We start from the raw sequence: 16,059 nt of genomic DNA, 5'->3' as shown, positions 1-16,059 counted from the left end.
GGATTTGGTCGCGCGCCCGATCGACCGCGGCGCAGTCATGCGGGGCGGCCACCGCCTCTGCGGGCGCCGACAGGGCACATATCCCGACCACAGCCGCCAACACCCGACGCATACCCACCTTCATACGCCGAGTGCGAGCCCGGCGCGGATTTCATACGTGATTTCCGCGCCAGACTCGCACTCGATGGCAAAGAGGTTGGGCTACAGCGCCTTCAGTTCCTCGGTAACCTCGGAGACCGACTTCTTGGCGTCGCCGAACAGCATCGAGGTCTTGTCACCGAAGAACAGCGGGTTCTCGATACCTGCGTATCCGGAGGACATCGAGCGCTTGAGCACGATGACCGAACGGGCCTCATCCACGTTCAGAATCGGCATGCCGTGGATGGGGCTCGACGGGTCATTGCGCGCCGCGGGGTTGGTGACGTCGTTGGCGCCGATCACGATGGCGACATCGGTGCGGCTGAATTCACCGTTGATATCGTCCATTTCCTTCATGGCGTCGTACTCGACATCGGCCTCGGCAAGCAGGACGTTCATGTGCCCGGGCATGCGGCCCGCCACCGGGTGGATGGCGTACTTGACCTCGACACCCTTGGCTTCCAGCAGGCTGGCCATCTCCTTGACCGCGTGCTGGGCCTGCGCGACGGCAAGACCGTAGCCGGGGACCACGATCACCTGGTTGGCGTACGCCATCTGGATCGCGGCATCGGCGGCGCTGGTGGCCTTGACCGTGCCCTGCTCGCCGCCGGGGCCTGCCGCTGCGCCGGAGTCGCCGCCGAAGGATCCGAACACGATCGCCGGGATGGACCGGTTCATCGCGACGGCCATCAGGTTGGTCAGGATCGAACCCGAGGCGCCCACGATCATGCCCGCCACGATCATCGCGGTGTTGTTCAGTGCCAAACCGGCTGCCGCAGCAGACAATCCCGTCAGTGCGTTGAGCAGCGAGATAACCACGGGCATGTCGGCGCCACCGATCGGGAACACCACGAACAGGCCCATGACACCGGCCAGCACCAACACCAGCACGATCGCCCACGCCGGAGTGCCCACTCCGGCGTTCAGACCGATCCACACCGCCGCGCCGACAGCAGCGATCAGCAGCACCATGTTGGCGGCCTGGAAGATCTTGGCCGAGGAGACAAGTCGCTTCTCGACCTTCTTCGGAATCGACTCCTGCAGCTTGAGGAACGCCACCAGCGAGCCCCAGAACGACACCGAACCGATGATCGCGGCGAACAGCGAGCCGATGACCAGCGCGACGGTGGGGTGCTGGTCGGCGCGGAATGTCTTGAACCCGTGGGTCTCAATGAATTCCGCCCACGCGATCAAGGCGACGGTGCCACCACCGACGCCGTTGAACAGCGCGACCAGCTGCGGCATCGCCGTCATCTTGGTCTTCTTGGCCGGCGGTACACCGAGGGCGACACCGACCAACAACCCGACTGCGATGAGTATCCAGTTGATCGGAGCGGTGTCGCGAACCTTGATCAGGGTCGCGACGACTGCGATGGCCATGCCGGTGGCCGCGATCCAGTTGCCGCGGACCGCGGTCTTCGGTCCGGTCAGACCCGACAGGCCGAGGATGAAGAGCCCGAACGCGACAATGTAAAGAACGGTGACGAGGTAGTTCATTTGTCAGCCGCCTCCGGCTTAGGGGCTGCCTTGCGGCCCTTGAACATTCCGAGCATGCGGTCGGTCACCAGGAAGCCGCCGATCACGTTCAGCGTGCCGAAGATCAGCGCGACGAACGCGATGATCCGCACGCCCCAGTGCGCGTCGGCAGGCAGGTCGCCCAGCACGATCAGCGCACCGAGGACCACGATGCCGTGTATGGCGTTGGTGCCGGACATCAACGGGGTGTGCAAGGTGTTGGGCACCTTGGAGATAACTGCGAACCCGACGAACCCGGCCAGAACCAGGATCGCGAGGTTGGCCAATAGCTGGTCATACATGAGCTATGCGTCCTCTCTTGCACGGGTCACGCAGGAGGACGCGACGATCTCGTCGTCGAAGTCCGGTGCGAGTGCGCCGTCTGTGATGAGCAGGTCCAGCAGGGTGGTGATGTTCTTCGAGTACAGCTCACTCGAATGCTCGGGCATCGTCGCCGGAAGATTGAGCGGAGAAGCAATGGTGACGTCGTGCTTGACGACGGTCTGGCCGGGCTCGGTCAGTTCGCAGTTGCCGCCGGTCTCGCCCGCGAGGTCGACGACGACCGAGCCGGGCTTCATGCCTTCGACCGCGGCAGCGGTCACCAGGCGGGGCGCCGGACGGCCGGGAACGAGCGCCGTGGTGATGACGATGTCGAATCCCTTGATGGCGTCTTCGAGCGCCTTCTGCTGCTGTGCACGCTCATCTTCGGTGAGCTCACGGGCGTATCCGCCTTCGCCGGCCGCATCGATGCCCAGATCGAGCCACTGCGCGCCCACCGAGCGCACCTGATCGGCGACCTCGGGCCGCACGTCATAACCCGTGGTACGGGCACCGAGCCGCTTGGCCGTCGCCAGGGCCTGTAGGCCGGCCACGCCGACACCGAGCACCAGTACCAGCGCGGGCTTGACGGTCCCGGCGGCGGTGGTGAGCATCGGGAAGAACCGGGTGGACTCGGACGCGGCCACCAACACCGCCTTGTAGCCCGAAACGTTGGCCTGCGAGGACAGCGCATCCATCGATTGAGCGCGGGAGATGCGCGGAATCGCTTCCACCGCAAAGGCTTGCACGCCTGCACTCTGCAGCGCGCCAATGCTGTTCTCGGCATTGCGGGGCGCCAGGAAGCCGATGAGGGTCTGCCCCTCGTTGAGGCGGGCGACCTCAGCAGCCGAGGGCGGCGCGACCTTCACCACGATGTCGGCGGACCAAGCATCGCCCACCGTCGCACCGGCTTCGGCGTACAGCTCGTCGGGCAGCAACGCGCGCTCTCCTGCGCCACTTTCTATGACGACGTTCACACCCTTGCCAATCAAGCCGGCGATCGCCTTCGGTACCAGCGCGACACGGCGCTCGTCCTCACCTGACTCTCGGACAACTCCGATAGTGACTGGTTGATCGGTCATCTACTCGCCCTTCACCCTGTGGTGCAGCATGCCGACGGATACTAAGGAAAGGCATGCTTGTTAACAAGTCTTCCGTTTTTGTAAATCCTGCAAAGGTCGTTAACCAGGGCAATGAACGCGATCTGGCACGCGTTCCGACTCCCTAGGCGCCCCCGGCGGGGTGCCATCTCCGAATGGTCTACCACCCAGTGTCTCGCGTCCATGCGAGGTAAGCCAGTCACGCAAATCCGGCCCCTTCGGGACGATGCGCGTGGGGTTGATATCGGTGTGGACCACGTAGTAGTGCTCCTTGATCTGTCCGAAGTCGACCGTGTCACCAAACCCCGGGGTCTGATACAGATCGCGCGCGTACGCCCACAACACCGGCATCTCGGTCAGCTTCTCGCGATTGCACTTGAAGTGCCCGTGGTACACCGGATCGAACCGGACCAACGTGGTGAACAGTCGCACATCGGCTTCGGTGATGGTGTCGCCTACCAGATACCGTTGCCCGGCAAGCCTTTCCGATAGCCAATCCAGCGCCGTGAACAGCCGATCATAGGCGGCGTCGTACGCCTCCTGGCCTCCGGCGAAACCGCAGCGGTACACGCCGTTATTGACCTCGGTGTACACGCGACGGTTCACCTCGTTGATTTCGGTGCGCAGGTCCTCGGGATACAGCTGCGGGGCGCCGGGGCGGTGATAGTCAACCCATTCGGTGGAGAAATCCAACGTCATCTGCGCGTAGTCGTTGGTGACGACCTCCCCCGTGGACTCCTCCACCACCGCGGGCACGGTGATGCCGCGCGGATAGTCAGGGAACCGCTTGAGGTAGGCATCACGCAGGAAGTGGATGCCCAAGACGGGGTCTACTCCACCCGGGTCAAGATCGAAGGTCCAACTGCGCTTGTCATGTGTAGGGCCGCAAAGCCCAAGTGACAAGACATTTTCCAGCCCGAGGAGTCTGCGAACGATCAGAGTCCGGTTGGCCCAGGGACAGGCACGTGCCGCGACAAGTCTGTATCGACCCGGTTCTACCGGGTAGCCGTCGCGGCCGTCCGCTGTGATCCGCGTGTCGATGTAGTTGGTGTCCCGCTTGAACTCACCGGGCTCGACGTACTTGGTGTTCTCCGGGGTTTGGCTCACACACTCCAGTGTGTCACTGTGCCCCCGAGGCGCGGCCTGGCTCACTGCGCTGTTTTGTCAGGTTCGCCCTTCTCGTTCAGCGGCTGGCTACGAGACAGACCCGCTACTAGTCCATCCGGGAAAGCTGGCGTGCTCCAAGTTCCTGCAGTCGGCGCATCCGGACTGGCTATACACGTGTCCTCGTATTTGACGACAGGCAGCCGGGGCCACCCCTTGTCCGAGTGATACGGCGGGTACGCCACGATTCGTACGCCAACTTCATTGGGGCCGCTACCATCTCGCTGTTGCTTGTATGCATACGCGGCGAGTTCTGCGAATGCGCTGTGATCAAGATCGTCAGCGGATTTCTGGAGATCCACAAAGGCCACCATCGATTCAGATTGGCGCCCCATATCGGGATTGGGGAGTGCACGCGGATGAGTGGGCCCGCATTGGGCGTACGTAATCACCCAACCATCGGCTAACGCTGTCTGTATCTCGCGAGTCACGTTCTCGCGGTAGTCATTGACGACTCCCTTGCGATACTTGCGCGATACCTCTTCACGATCGACAAGCGCGTTTCCCCGAAAGCCTCCGTGAACCACCTCGGCCGGCGCCAACCACGAGTCCGATGCCAGACGCTCCGACCGGGCACTGTCCGTGCTGTTCGCGTCGTACTTCCCGGGATCACGCGGACAGGAAGCGGCCGTCACGAATATCAGCGCTATCAACGAAACACACTTCACGCGTCTCATTTGGGCGTCACCGAACCCCACACGTTCCACCCACCAGACCACGTCAGGTCAAAGTTGCCGTTGATGAATTTGTCTTTGGGAATCGTTGAGACCTTGCCTGCCGCCGAGTCGTAGATCTGCAGATTATCGCCGTCCATGCCGGTGACCAAGATGACGTGGCTTGGGTAAGGCCCGGTCCCGATAAACAGCGGAACCACCTGTCCTGCCTGCACGGCCGCAGTCACCGACCGATAGTCACCCGCAGCGCCGGCCGGGGGGTGCAATGTCCAGTCGTAACTACTCCCCGGCACGCCTGTCCCGTTGGGCGCTCCCATCTCATCGGCAGCACCCCAAGGTGGAGTTCCCATCGACTCCGGCCAGTTCGTCCCCCATCCAGGAATCACCGCGTTGTTCGTCAGATCGTGCATCTTCTTGGCTTCTTCCCCGAACCGGGCTGTCACGGCATCGGTGTCCGTGCCACCCGGCAGCTCCTGTCCCGTGCGTGGGTCATAGCCGGTCAGTACCTTCATGGCGTACATCGGGTCATTGATCATCTTCGCCGTCACCAAAGAACTCGACCCGCAGGTAGTGCCGTCCGGCTGCTTGAGGCCACCCGGGTGATTCCTCGCGTACTCGGTTGGATCGAGTTCCTGCAGTTGCTTATCGGTCAAGCCACCCTGCGCGGGCGGGAGGTTCAATCGATCGGCGAAGCGCTGCAAAGAATCGATATCACCTCCCCTAGCGAGAGCCGAGACAATCCAATTGCGCCGCGCCTCATCCTTCGCATTGTCGAGCATCGCCTGCGCCTTGGCCCGATCCTCGGGACTCATCGCCGCCAGGTTGGCGTCGGCACGTTCTTGGACGCCCGGCCGCAAACCGGTTCCGTCCTTATGACCATCGGGATCATCCTTGACGCCCGACCAATTGTTCACCGAACCGATCGCGCCCACCGCGACAGACGTGTGGTCGGGCAAGGTGATGCCCCCCATTGCCTTTCCGAGTTCACCCTTGGCGGTGTTCACCGCCTTGTCGGCGTCCCCATACGCGCCGGCGAGCTCTTCGACACCGTGTACGACGTCGCCCACGAGCTTTCGGACATACGGAATGGCGTCCCACGGGGCCTTCGGAATGTTGTTCCAGTCGACATCGTCCTTCAGCGACGTGAACGCGTTATGCCAGCGATCGCGTGCCTTTTCCATCGATCCGCCGAAGGTCTCCAGCGAGGTCGCCACCCCTGTCGCCGCCGGACCTATCGTCGTGGATCGTGTCGTGAAGTTCGCGATGCTCGTGCGCGCCTTATCCCCGGTTGTCTCCCCGTTGGGATCACCCGGAGTCCGTCCCCAGACCGTTTCGGGGATGGTGTTCTGAGCCTGCCGAACATCGTTGGCATGCCACTCCCCCATCGCGGGCGCCATCTCCCGCCAGCGCGCTGCGACGTCACGCACGGTCGCCGGATCGGGTGGAGGTGGCTCGATGGCCACCGCAATCACCTTGCGGACGGCACTGACAACCTTTCTGGCGATTGGCCAGACCGTGCCGATGGTGATCTCACCGATCTGTCGAAGGTCGGCGATTACCTGCTCAAGCTGCTTTTGTGTGTCTCCCAGCGTCATCGCGCACCGGCCCTACTTGAGCACCGGGAACGTGATTCCGGCATCGCTGAGGTTGCCCGCGTTGCGCTGATCCATCTCGACCAGGGCCTTGGTGCACGTGCGGATGTTCTGCGAAATCTCTTTCTGCACAGCCGCCACCGTGCCCAGCGCACCCGACACCCTGTTCCGCGCAGCGTTCATGGCATCGCTCAGGTCGCCAAGGTCCTTACCCTCCGTGGCGCGCAGCTTGCCCTTGGCGAACTCGACGTGCGCATCGGTCGCATCGAGTTGCACCGCACACTTCTCCGTCGCTACCGGATCGATCTTCATCCGTCCCCCTCTGAACATGCCCCTCCCGCATGTTAGCCCGGAACGCAGAACCTAGCCAGGCCCTGGGGATAGCCCGCCTAGCTGGGCAAAAGGGCTGTGAGGTAGTTGCCCTGCTCGACCAGTTCGACGACGTCCGCAGGCAGCTCCGGGACCTTGACTCCGTAGGCAGCGGCCAGTTCCAGGGCATGCGCACCCTGCACCGTCCACCCGCGTGCGGCCAACCACTCCGCGACGTCGGCGCGGTCTTCGTCGTAGAACAATGAACTGATGTCTACCTTCGACATGGGATGGCTATCGTCCGCGTACTTCTTCTGGACCTCACCCCACTTCGCGATATCGGGCCTACCGCGGGTGGCTTCCACGGCAATCTGACTGCCTGGTGCCGACAACGCGACAACCCGCTCAAATAGCAGATCCTGTGCGGCAGAGGGCAAATAGATGATCAGTCCCTCGGCCGACCACGCCGTGGGGACCTCAGGGTCGAAACCCGCGGCGAGCAAGGCGGCCGGCCAGTCATCCCGCAGATCAACGGCGACCTCACGGCGATCAGTGGTCAGCGTGGCCCCCCGTTCGGCCAGTACCCGGTCCTTGAAGTCCAGCACCTGTGGCTGGTCCAGCTCGAAGACCTTGGTGCCTGCCGGCCACGGCAGTCGGTGCGCGCGAACATCGAGTCCGGCGGCCAGGATCACCGCCTGCTTGCAACCGGAATTCGTTGCACTCACAAAGAACTCGTCGAAGAACCTGCTGCGCAAACCGATCTGCCGGAATGCGGAGGTGGGATTCAGCGTCTGCGCATCGGGATTCTCCAGGAGCCCAATCAAATGCGGCTCACCCGCGGCGCGCACGAAGTGCTCGGCGTAGTCGTCGCGCACCAGTGGGTCAGCACGCGTCTTCTCAAGTGCGCGCGCCGCCGCCACACCCAGCGCCGTGAAGCCGACGCTCGACACGATGTCCCAGGAGTCGCCCTCGCTACGCGACCAATCCTTGTCCTCGATGTTGGTCATGACAGTCCTCTCAGCTCGGCAGGGTGCACGTCAGGTAGTGCATCGCACCGGCAAGTTCTCTGATGTCCTCGGGCACTTCCGGATGCTGCACGCCGTATCGGTCGGCCAACGCAAACATGTCCAGCCCCTGGGTACTCCATCCGCGTGCGGAGAACCACTCGATGGCCGGCGTCTTCTCCTCGTCGTAAAACAGCTCAGTGATATCGATCTTTCCAAAGGTGTCCTTTTCGGATCGATACTTCTGTTCGACCTTCGCGAATTGACTCATTCCCAACACACCCGTCGGGCCCTCGATGGCGGCCCGGCTGCCGGGTGCCGACAGTTCGGCCGCACGCTCGAACAACAGCTCTTGCGCGGCCGCCGGCAGATACGGCAGCAGACCTTCAGCCGACCACGCGGTCGGCTGGCTGGAATCGAATCCGGCCGCCGTGAGTGCCGCCGGCCAGTCATCCCGCAGATCCACCGCCACGGTCCGCCGATCACTTGTGGGTGCGGCGCCCTGCTCGGCATACACCCGGTCCTTGAAGGCCAGCACCTGCGGCTGATCCAGCTCGTACACGGTGACCCCTGCGGGCCACGGCAACCGGTGCGCCCGGGCGTCCAGGCCCGCGGCAAGAATCACCGCCTGCCGGATACCAGAAGCCGCGGCGTCCAGAAAGAACTCATCGAAAAATCGGCTGCGCATGCCCATGCCCCGCAAATACTCAAACGGAGACGCTTGTGGTGCATCACGTTTGGTGATCGTATCGATCAAATGGGGTTCGCCCGCCGCGAGCACGAAATGTTTGGCGAAGGGGTCCACGATCAGTGCGTCCGGCCGCTCACTCTCCACGGCACGCTGCGCGCTGACACCCAGCGCGGTGTACCCCACGCTCGATACGATGTCCCACGAGTCGCCGTCGCTGCGGATCGAATTCTTGTCCTCGACGTCAGTCATGGTGCCCTTTCAGCTTGTCCGGGTAGCGGTGAAAAACTTGGTGCGCAGCAATGTTTCGAACGAGCGTGGTTGCTCGCCGAACGGCCGCCCGTATCCGACGGCCGCATCGACGAGATCGATTTCCGTGACTGCCCAATCTCTTTCGGAAAGCCACAGCTTGGTGTCGCGCCGAGGATCGTCATACCAGAGTTCGGAGACCCGCGGGTGGCCCGGAGAATCAGCACCCGACGGCATGTCCTGCTCGAACTGCGCGATCTCTCCCGGCCCCGGGCCCAGCTCCGCCGCGAGCCGGCTCCCCGGAGCCGACAGCGCATGCAACCTCTCAAAGAGTGCGTCCTGCGCCACACCGGGCAGATAGGGCAGCAGCCCTTCCAGAGCCCACGCGGTGGGTTGCGCGGCGTTGAATCTCGCTCCTACCAATGCCTTCGGCCAATCATCGCGCAGATCGACCGCCACCGGCACCCGGCCGGCGGCAGGACCCGCATCGACCCCGGAGAGCACCTGATCTTTGAATTCAAGTACCCGCGGCTGATCCACCTCGAAAACCGTCGTCCCCGCGGGCCAGGGCAATCGGTATGCGCGCGCGTCTAATCCGGCAGCCAGAATGGCCACTTGGCGCACGCCCGCACCCGCCGCGTCGGCGAAGAAGTTGTCAAAGAACCGAGTCCGCACACCGACCCATCCAGCGTTGGCCCCGGCGAAGCCACTGATATCACCGGCACCCACTGCCTCCGCGAGATGCGGCTCGCCGGCGGCGGCAACGAATTTCTCGGCGTACTCGTCATGTGCCAGTGGCGGATCCAGCTTGGCATCGAGTGCTCTCGCGGCCGCGACCGCGAGAGCGGTGTAGCCGACACTCGTCACGATGTCCCAGGTGTCTCCCTCGGTGCGCGCCATGGCTACGCGCCGAGCACAGCGGAGAAGTACCGGCTCTGTCCCATGGCATCGGTGAGCTCATGCTCACCGGCCAATGGAGCCCGGTTGTATCGCTTCAACAGCTCACCCGCGGTCGTCGCCTCGACGGTCCAGCCGCGTCCGGTCAGCCATTGCGCCGGATCCTCACGCTCATCGCCGAACCACAGGCTCGACGGGGGCGCATCCTCTTCCACAATGCTCTTGAAGATCCGCTGCAGCGCACCGTCTTCCTTCTCCATCGCGTTCGACATCCGATCCGCCTGGGTGCCGGGGGCGCCGAAGTCCTCCACGGCAACCCGGCTTCCCGGCGCGGACAGATCAACAATGCGCTGGAACAGCAGGTCCTGGGCGGCACCGGGCAAAAAGGGAAGCAGCCCCTCGGCCAGCCACGCTGTGGGCTGCGTGGGATCGAATCCTGCCGCGCTGAGCGCCGCAGGCCAATCGTCGCGAAGATCTACGTGCAGCCCATGGACGGTGGCCGTCGCCCGCGCCCCATGCTCGTCAAGAACCCGCTTCTTGAACTCGAGCACCTTCGGGAGGTCTAGCTCGTAGACCGTGGTGCCGGGCGCCCAGGGCAGTCGGTATCCACGAACATCGAGCCCCGCCGCGAGAATCACGGCCTGCCGGGCGCCCGCATCCCCGGCCGCCACAAAGAAGTCATCGAAGTATTTCGTGCGGGCCCCGAGGTAGCTCGAGAACAGCTGCACGTCGGGCTCCTGAGCGACGGCTGGGTCCTCCAGCAGCTCCGAGAAGATCGGCGCCTCGACCTTGGTCGCAGCGACGAAATGCTGCGCGTAATCGTCTCGCGCGAGCGGCTCCGCCTTACGCGCCTCCACGGCACGCATGGCGGAGACGATGAGCGCCGTCGCGCCCACGCTCGTCACGATGTCCCAGGTATCACCTTCGGTTCTGGCCACGGCAGGTCTCCCGTCAAACGTGCATGTCAAGTGCGCGTACATTTAAAGACGCAGGTCAATGGGGTTTACCAAAGACAAGTTCGCACAACTAACTACAGTACGCCGATTGGCTGGGAGCGCCACCGGCCCCTTTGTTGGAGACCGATCCGACGCGCTACTTGCCCTTCCAGACGGGGGCGCGCTTCTCGGCGAAGGCCTTCGCGCCCTCCTTGGCGTCCTCGGACACGAAGATCGGCATGAGGATCTCGCCCTGCTTGGCGAAGGCTTGCTCGGGCGCCCAGCTCGCCGATTCGATGATGATGCGCTTGGTGGCAGCGACGGCCAACGGGCCGTTCGCGGTGATCTTGGCCGCCAGCTCCAGGGCGGTATCCAATGCCTGTCCGTCGTCGACGAGCCGGTTGATGAACCCGTACTTGGCAGCGTCTTCCGCGGTGAACGAGTCGCCGGTGAGCGCCAGCTCCATAGCCACCTGATACGGGATCCGGTTCGGCAGACGCAACAGGCCACCGGCACCGGCCACCAGGCCGCGCTTCACCTCTGGGATACCGAACTTGGCGCTCCGACCGGCCACCACCAGGTCGCAGGACAGCACGAGCTCGGTGCCACCGGCCAGGGCGAAGCCCTCCACCGCGGCGATGATTGGCTTGCGCGGTGGCTCGTTGGTGAAACCGAGGCCGCGCTCGGACAGCACCGCTTCGCCGCTCACGAACGCCTTGAGATCCATTCCCGCGCAAAAATTTCCACCCGCACCGGTGATGATGGCAACGGATAGGTTATCGGAGCTGTCCAGCTGGTCCGCCGCGGCGGCGAGCCCCTGGCTGACGGCCCTGTTGACCGCGTTACGCGCGTCCGGACGGTTGATGGTGATCAGTAGGACACGGTCACGCTGTTCGATCAGGACTTCGTCGGCCATGGCGATCCTCTCGTCGGTGAGTTTGTTTGTTGATGCTAACCAGTAGTCGGTATCAGGCTGCGAGCCACCGAAAGCAGCCTGGGTACACCCTCGTCCAGCTCCGCGAAGAAGGGATCATCGGTGGTTCCGGCGAGATGCCGCTGGTAGGACACCTCCAGCAACGTGGCGAGCTTCCACCCACCCAACACCTGGTAGTAGATCAAATCCTCTGGCGTCCAATAGCTTTGATCTCCGGTTCGCGCCTCTCGGTAGGCTTGGGCGATCTCGACATGCGAGGGGCAACCCTCCTGCGCGGTCACCGCGCCGGTGAGCTCCGCCATGGCGACCTCACCCCCAGGCTCCGGGGTCATGTACAGCAGGTAACCCAGGTCCGCCAGCGGATCGCCAACGGTCGCCATTTCCCAGTCCAGTACCGCGGTGATCCGCGCCGTTTCCGCATCGACCAGCACGTTGTCCAGCTTGTAATCGCCGTGCACCACGGCTGCGGGACGATCTCCCGGATAGTTCTGGGTGAGCCATCCGGTAATAGCCGTGTGATCTTCCAGATCACGGCCGGTGGGCAACTCTTTGATGGACTCCCACTGCGCGCCCCACGTCTTCAATTGTCGTGCCAGGTAACCGGATTCACGCCCCAACTTCGCCTCCACCAACCGCGCGGGATCTGCGTTGTGAATCTCCGCCAGTGCGACCGCAAGGTCGAGCACCAGCTCCCGTCGAGCTGAACCGACGAACCATTCGGGCGAGACGTCCCTGATCACCTCGCCTTCCTGACGCTCCATCAGATAGAACGGAGCGCCGAAGATCTCGGCATCGGTGCTGGCCACCGTAACGCGCGGAACCCGCACGTGCGCCGCACTGAGCGCATCGAGCACCCGATATTCGCGCATCACATCGTGGGCGCCGGCCTGCAGCCGCCCAAACGGGGGGCGCCGCATAATCCACTGCGTACCAGAACTTCCCGTGACCACATAAGTCAGATTCGAATGTCCGGCGGAGAGCCTGCGGACCGCGACCTCCTCCCCCAGCTCGCGGTTGAGGTACTCCAACAGGCTCGACGGGATGGCATCAGCATCGGGCGTCGCGTCGCCAGCGGGACCTTCAGGTGAAGAGGACACGTCCTTGTGCATGGGTCATGTTTACCTGACGGCACAAACCCCGAGCGAGGGGCCGTGGCATTCCTTAACCGTTCACGCTGCCAACTGGGCCGATGTCCCTCAGTATTGGTGTCCAATGAACCTCTCTGCCCGCCTCATCGTCATGAACTTCCTGCAGTTCTTCGTGTGGGGAGCATGGCTGCTGACGCTCGGGGCGTACTGGTTCAACGACAAGCACTGGTCGGGTGCACACTTCGGCGCCACCTTCTCCACCATGGGCATCGCCGCGATCCTCACACCGCCCATCATGGGTGCGATCGCCGACAAGTGGGTGAACGCCGAAAAACTTTACGGGATATTGCATCTCGGAGGCGCCGCAGCACTGTTCACCCTTCCTCAGGTGAACAGCCCCACCGTCTTCTTCTGGGTTCTGCTGCTCAACATGCTGTGTTACATGCCGTCGCTGTCCCTGGCCATCACGGTCGCCTTCAACGCGCTCAAAGATGCCGGCAAGGACACCGTCGGAAGCTTCCCGCCGATCCGGGTGTGGGGCACCGCCGGATTCATCGCCGCATTGCACACAGTGAGCCTGCTGAAGCTGGAGACGTCGGCTGGCCAGTTCTACGTCGCCGGGACGGCGGCGCTACTCCTGGGGCTCTACGCGTTCACGCTGCCGAGCTGTCCACCGAAGCTGGATCGCACGCACAGCACCACATTCGCGGACAGATTCGGGCTCACCGCGTTCACCCTCTTCCGTCATCGCACAATGACGATCTTCTTCATCTTCGCGATGCTGCTCGGCGGCGCCCTACAACTCACCAATGCCTACGGTGACACGTTCCTGCATGACTTCGCGGGCATCGACGCGTACAAGAACCTCTTCGCCGTCGAGCATCCCGCCATCATCATGTCCATCTCGCAGATCTCCGAGACGCTGTTCATCCTGGCGATCCCATTCTTCCTGCGCCGCTTTGGAATCAAGGCGGTCATGCTCATGAGCATGGTGGCGTGGACACTGCGCTTCGGCCTGTTCGCCTACGGCAACCCCGGAGACGGACTCTGGATGATCGTGCTGTCCTGCATCGTCTACGGCATGGCCTTCGACTTCTTCAACGTGTCGGGCCAGCTGTTCGTTGAGGACCAGTGCGATCCCGCGATCCGGGCGAGCGCGCAGGGCCTGTTCATGCTGATGACCAATGGGGTGGGCGCCATGCTCGGTAGTCTCATCAGCGGCGCCGTCATCGAGTACTTCTTCACCTATCCGGATCAGGGCAAGGACTGGCACGGCATCTGGTTGAGCTTTGCCGGGTACACGTTGGTGGTCACTTTCGCGTTCTTCCTGCTGTTCCGCCACAAACCGGGCGAAAGCGCCCTCGATAAGGCGCCCGCTACCGTGGGGGTGTGACGATCTCCAACGCCGAATCGACCGCTTCCCACGCACACAGCCCCATCGAGGGCATCTGGAACTTCCGGGATGTCGGCGGTTCGGACTCACCGGTCACCCTCAGACCCGGGGTGCTGTTCCGGTCCTCCGAACTCAGCGGTCTGACCGCGGCCGGCTCCCAGGCACTACGCGCCCTCGGCGTCACTGACCTGTATGACCTACGCAGTCCCACCGAGATTGCGCGCACCGGTTCCGATCGAGTGGACGGCGCAATCCGGGTGCACGAGGTTCCCTTCGCCACCCCGGCCGCCGGCGAGGAACGCGCTCCTCACGAAATCGCCTACCGGCAGATGATGATCACCAGCATGACCTCGGGCCGTGGCCCGGACCCCGCATCGCAGGTGGAATTCATGCTGGCCGAATATCGCCGATTCGTCGAGCTCCCCGGCACCCTCGTCGCCCTCAAGGCGATAGCCGATCAACTCGCCGGCGGTGCAACGGCTTTAGTGCACTGCGCGGCAGGCAAGGACCGGACCGGACTCCTCATCGGGGTGATACTGCATTCGGTCGGCGTCGACTACGCCGATATCGCCGCGGACTACCTGCGCAGCAATGCCGCGATCGCGGCGATGCGGGCCCACATCTCCGCACAGATGGATGCCGCCGAACCCGAGCTCGCGCAGACCATGGCTGCGATGCTCTCCGATGAGGTGCTCGGCGTACGCGAGGAGTACCTCGACACCGGATTCAGCGAAATCACAAGGCTTTTCGGATCACCCGAGTCGATGCTGACAGCTGCCGGGTTCGACGGCGAAGGTCTCGCGGCGTTGCGGACAGCACTGACCTAGTCGACGATTCAGGTCAGTACGGCGCCGAGCCAGATGCCTGCCGACACCATCGCACCCACCATCTCGATGCCGATCGAGGTGGCCACCGCCTTCACAGCCGTCACGGTCGCTCCCCACGCCTGCTTCTGGCTATTGCGTCGCAGGAACTCCGCGAGGTAGATGCCTAGCACGAAGCCGATCACCAACCCCACCACCGGGATCACGAAAAACCCGACAATCGCCGCGGCGCCGCCAAGTAACAGGCTCAGTGTGGGCACCCCGGCCTCGCGCATGCGGGCAGCGGGCCACACGTACTTCACCACCATGGTCGCGACGGCGAGCGCCGCGACGATGCCCAGGACCACCCAGGACTTCGTGGTGGATTCGACGAGCGCCCATACGCCGATGGAGAGCACCACCAAGGTCGTTCCGGGCACCATGGGCACCACGATCCCGACCATCCCGATGGCGATCCCCAGGGCGACGAGCAGCAGCCCACCAATGGTCATCGCACGAGGTTCTAGGTCAGCTCAACATCGCTGGCCAGCCAGCGCCCGTCGATCTTCTCCATCGTCATCTGCACTCTGCTGCGGTCCATACGAGGCTCGGGCACCGCGACATTGGACACCGACTGATCGATAAACAGGAGAACCTGGACCTTGTCCGGGGTCGCAGTCTTCACCGCGGAGTCGACGACGACCCCGCGTGAACTGGCCTTGTTCTCCACCAGGATCTGCCGTAGCTGCGCACTGGACTTGTCGTACATGTCCTTGAACTTGCCCGTGGACCCGTCCATGGTCTTGTTGTAGTTTTCGTCGAGCTTGGCACTGTCCACATTGGTCAATACCCCGGCGAACTCCTGTGCCGCGGTGAGAGCCTCACGGGATGACCGCTCTTCCGCGCGCTGCTCTTCGTAGAGGCGGCCGATGACGGCAGTCCCGGCGGCGATCGCGATCACCACGACTGCGGCCGCGGTCCACGCCCAATGTCGCCCCTGCATGCGTTTCGGACTCTTTTCCTCTTCGTCCGGTTCGAGGCTGATGTCCTCGTCATCGGAGTCCTCGGAATCCTTCGCAGCTACCTCCGCATCGAAATCGGCAACCTCGTCCGCGACGGCGTCGGTTGCCTCGTCCGGCGTCGATTCGGCCTGTGTCGACGGAGTCGAAGATTCTTCGGCCTTCTCCGTGTCCGCCTTCTTGGCGTTCTTGCCGGCAGCGTCGTCTGCCATGGTTGTGCTCCTTGCGCGTCGTGCTGG

The 16,059-nt window shown here is 63.6% G+C and carries 17 protein-coding genes; 2 read left to right on the top strand and 15 right to left on the bottom strand.

Annotation, left to right across the window (positions count from 1 at the left end):
• Positions 1–201 precede the first annotated feature (201 nt).
• From B4383_RS23860 to B4383_RS23800, 13 genes are all read right to left on the bottom strand, one after another.
• Positions 202–1,635, bottom strand: coding sequence for an NAD(P)(+) transhydrogenase (Re/Si-specific) subunit beta (locus B4383_RS23860; protein ID WP_078294113.1), 1,434 nt, complete (start codon positions 1,633–1,635; stop codon positions 202–204).
• Positions 1,632–1,955: an NAD(P) transhydrogenase subunit alpha gene (locus B4383_RS23855; RefSeq protein ID WP_078294109.1), complete on the bottom strand. Its 324-nt coding sequence runs from the start codon at positions 1,953–1,955 to the stop codon at positions 1,632–1,634. Before B4383_RS23855 ends, B4383_RS23860 begins: the two co-directional genes overlap by 4 nt.
• Positions 1,956–1,958: 3 nt before the next feature.
• Complete coding sequence (locus B4383_RS23850; RefSeq protein WP_078294107.1) at positions 1,959–3,053, bottom strand: Re/Si-specific NAD(P)(+) transhydrogenase subunit alpha; 1,095 nt, start codon at positions 3,051–3,053, stop codon at positions 1,959–1,961.
• Positions 3,054–3,152: 99 nt separating this feature from the next.
• Positions 3,153–4,178, bottom strand: a complete 1,026-nt coding sequence (locus B4383_RS23845) for a glutathione S-transferase C-terminal domain-containing protein (RefSeq protein ID WP_078294105.1) — start codon at positions 4,176–4,178, stop codon at positions 3,153–3,155.
• Positions 4,179–4,219: 41 nt separating this feature from the next.
• A complete protein-coding gene (locus tag B4383_RS23840; RefSeq protein ID WP_139361021.1) occupies positions 4,220–4,912 on the bottom strand; it encodes a hypothetical protein in 693 nt (230 codons plus the stop codon).
• Positions 4,909–6,504: a hypothetical protein gene (locus B4383_RS23835; protein WP_286143910.1), complete on the bottom strand. Its 1,596-nt coding sequence runs from the start codon at positions 6,502–6,504 to the stop codon at positions 4,909–4,911. The genes B4383_RS23840 and B4383_RS23835 overlap by 4 nt, the downstream gene beginning before the upstream one ends.
• A gap of 12 nt (positions 6,505–6,516) precedes the next feature.
• A complete protein-coding gene (locus B4383_RS23830; RefSeq protein WP_078294099.1) occupies positions 6,517–6,813 on the bottom strand; it encodes a hypothetical protein in 297 nt (98 codons plus the stop codon).
• A gap of 77 nt (positions 6,814–6,890) precedes the next feature.
• Positions 6,891–7,817: a class I SAM-dependent methyltransferase gene (locus B4383_RS23825; protein WP_078294096.1), complete on the bottom strand. Its 927-nt coding sequence runs from the start codon at positions 7,815–7,817 to the stop codon at positions 6,891–6,893.
• 10 nt (positions 7,818–7,827) lie between these two features.
• Entirely contained in the window at positions 7,828–8,754 is a 927-nt protein-coding gene (locus B4383_RS23820; protein ID WP_078294093.1) for a class I SAM-dependent methyltransferase, read from the bottom strand.
• 9 nt (positions 8,755–8,763) lie between these two features.
• Entirely contained in the window at positions 8,764–9,651 is an 888-nt protein-coding gene (locus tag B4383_RS23815) for an SAM-dependent methyltransferase (protein WP_078294091.1), read from the bottom strand.
• A gap of 2 nt (positions 9,652–9,653) precedes the next feature.
• On the bottom strand, positions 9,654–10,586 hold the full coding sequence (locus B4383_RS23810; protein ID WP_078294089.1) for a class I SAM-dependent methyltransferase: 933 nt from the start codon (positions 10,584–10,586) through the stop codon (positions 9,654–9,656).
• Positions 10,587–10,740: 154 nt separating this feature from the next.
• Positions 10,741–11,499 (bottom strand): crotonase/enoyl-CoA hydratase family protein, encoded by a 759-nt coding sequence (locus B4383_RS23805; protein ID WP_078294086.1) that lies wholly within the window; start codon positions 11,497–11,499, stop codon positions 10,741–10,743.
• A gap of 35 nt (positions 11,500–11,534) precedes the next feature.
• On the bottom strand, positions 11,535–12,626 hold the full coding sequence (locus tag B4383_RS23800; protein WP_078294083.1) for a phosphotransferase family protein: 1,092 nt from the start codon (positions 12,624–12,626) through the stop codon (positions 11,535–11,537).
• Between the two features lie 103 nt (positions 12,627–12,729).
• Between B4383_RS23800 and B4383_RS23795 the strand changes: the two genes are divergently transcribed.
• A complete protein-coding gene (locus tag B4383_RS23795) occupies positions 12,730–13,998 on the top strand; it encodes a nucleoside permease (RefSeq protein WP_078294080.1) in 1,269 nt (422 codons plus the stop codon).
• Positions 13,995–14,825 (top strand): tyrosine-protein phosphatase, encoded by an 831-nt coding sequence (locus B4383_RS23790; RefSeq protein WP_078294078.1) that lies wholly within the window; start codon positions 13,995–13,997, stop codon positions 14,823–14,825. The genes B4383_RS23795 and B4383_RS23790 overlap by 4 nt, the downstream gene beginning before the upstream one ends.
• An 8-nt stretch (positions 14,826–14,833) precedes the next feature.
• Here the strand turns inward: B4383_RS23790 and B4383_RS23785 are convergent, their stop codons facing one another.
• Together B4383_RS23785 and B4383_RS23780 are read right to left on the bottom strand one after the other, a co-directional pair.
• Positions 14,834–15,313, bottom strand: a complete 480-nt coding sequence (locus B4383_RS23785) for a DUF456 domain-containing protein (RefSeq protein ID WP_078294076.1) — start codon at positions 15,311–15,313, stop codon at positions 14,834–14,836.
• 11 nt (positions 15,314–15,324) lie between these two features.
• Positions 15,325–16,032, bottom strand: a complete 708-nt coding sequence (locus B4383_RS23780; protein WP_078294074.1) for a hypothetical protein — start codon at positions 16,030–16,032, stop codon at positions 15,325–15,327.
• Between the last annotated feature and the right edge of the window lie 27 nt (positions 16,033–16,059).

The sequence above is a fragment of the Mycobacterium sp. D16R24 genome, assembly GCF_002013385.1.
Lineage (GTDB): Bacteria > Actinomycetota > Actinomycetes > Mycobacteriales > Mycobacteriaceae > Mycobacterium.
The sequence above is the reverse complement of the archived record's forward strand: the minus strand, read 5'-3'. Positions and strand labels throughout refer to the sequence as shown.

Excerpts from the sequence above, each read along its gene's own strand:
- B4383_RS23850 (WP_078294107.1), bottom strand. The coding sequence starts at position 3,053 with ATGACCGATCAACCAGTCACTATCGGAGTTGTCCGAGAGTCAGGTGAG.
- B4383_RS23805 (WP_078294086.1), bottom strand. The coding sequence starts at position 11,499 with ATGGCCGACGAAGTCCTGATCGAACAGCGTGACCGTGTCCTACTGATC.
- B4383_RS23795 (WP_078294080.1), top strand. The coding sequence starts at position 12,730 with ATGAACCTCTCTGCCCGCCTCATCGTCATGAACTTCCTGCAGTTCTTC.
- B4383_RS23815 (WP_078294091.1), bottom strand. The coding sequence starts at position 9,651 with ATGGCGCGCACCGAGGGAGACACCTGGGACATCGTGACGAGTGTCGGC.
- B4383_RS23860 (WP_078294113.1), bottom strand. The coding sequence starts at position 1,635 with ATGAACTACCTCGTCACCGTTCTTTACATTGTCGCGTTCGGGCTCTTC.
- B4383_RS23830 (WP_078294099.1), bottom strand. The coding sequence starts at position 6,813 with ATGAAGATCGATCCGGTAGCGACGGAGAAGTGTGCGGTGCAACTCGAT.
- B4383_RS23780 (WP_078294074.1), bottom strand. The coding sequence starts at position 16,032 with ATGGCAGACGACGCTGCCGGCAAGAACGCCAAGAAGGCGGACACGGAG.
- B4383_RS23800 (WP_078294083.1), bottom strand. The coding sequence starts at position 12,626 with ATGCACAAGGACGTGTCCTCTTCACCTGAAGGTCCCGCTGGCGACGCG.
- B4383_RS23840 (WP_139361021.1), bottom strand. The coding sequence starts at position 4,912 with ATGAGACGCGTGAAGTGTGTTTCGTTGATAGCGCTGATATTCGTGACG.
- B4383_RS23835 (WP_286143910.1), bottom strand. The coding sequence starts at position 6,504 with ATGACGCTGGGAGACACACAAAAGCAGCTTGAGCAGGTAATCGCCGAC.
- B4383_RS23785 (WP_078294076.1), bottom strand. The coding sequence starts at position 15,313 with ATGACCATTGGTGGGCTGCTGCTCGTCGCCCTGGGGATCGCCATCGGG.
- B4383_RS23855 (WP_078294109.1), bottom strand. The coding sequence starts at position 1,955 with ATGTATGACCAGCTATTGGCCAACCTCGCGATCCTGGTTCTGGCCGGG.
- B4383_RS23820 (WP_078294093.1), bottom strand. The coding sequence starts at position 8,754 with ATGACTGACGTCGAGGACAAGAATTCGATCCGCAGCGACGGCGACTCG.
- B4383_RS23825 (WP_078294096.1), bottom strand. The coding sequence starts at position 7,817 with ATGACCAACATCGAGGACAAGGATTGGTCGCGTAGCGAGGGCGACTCC.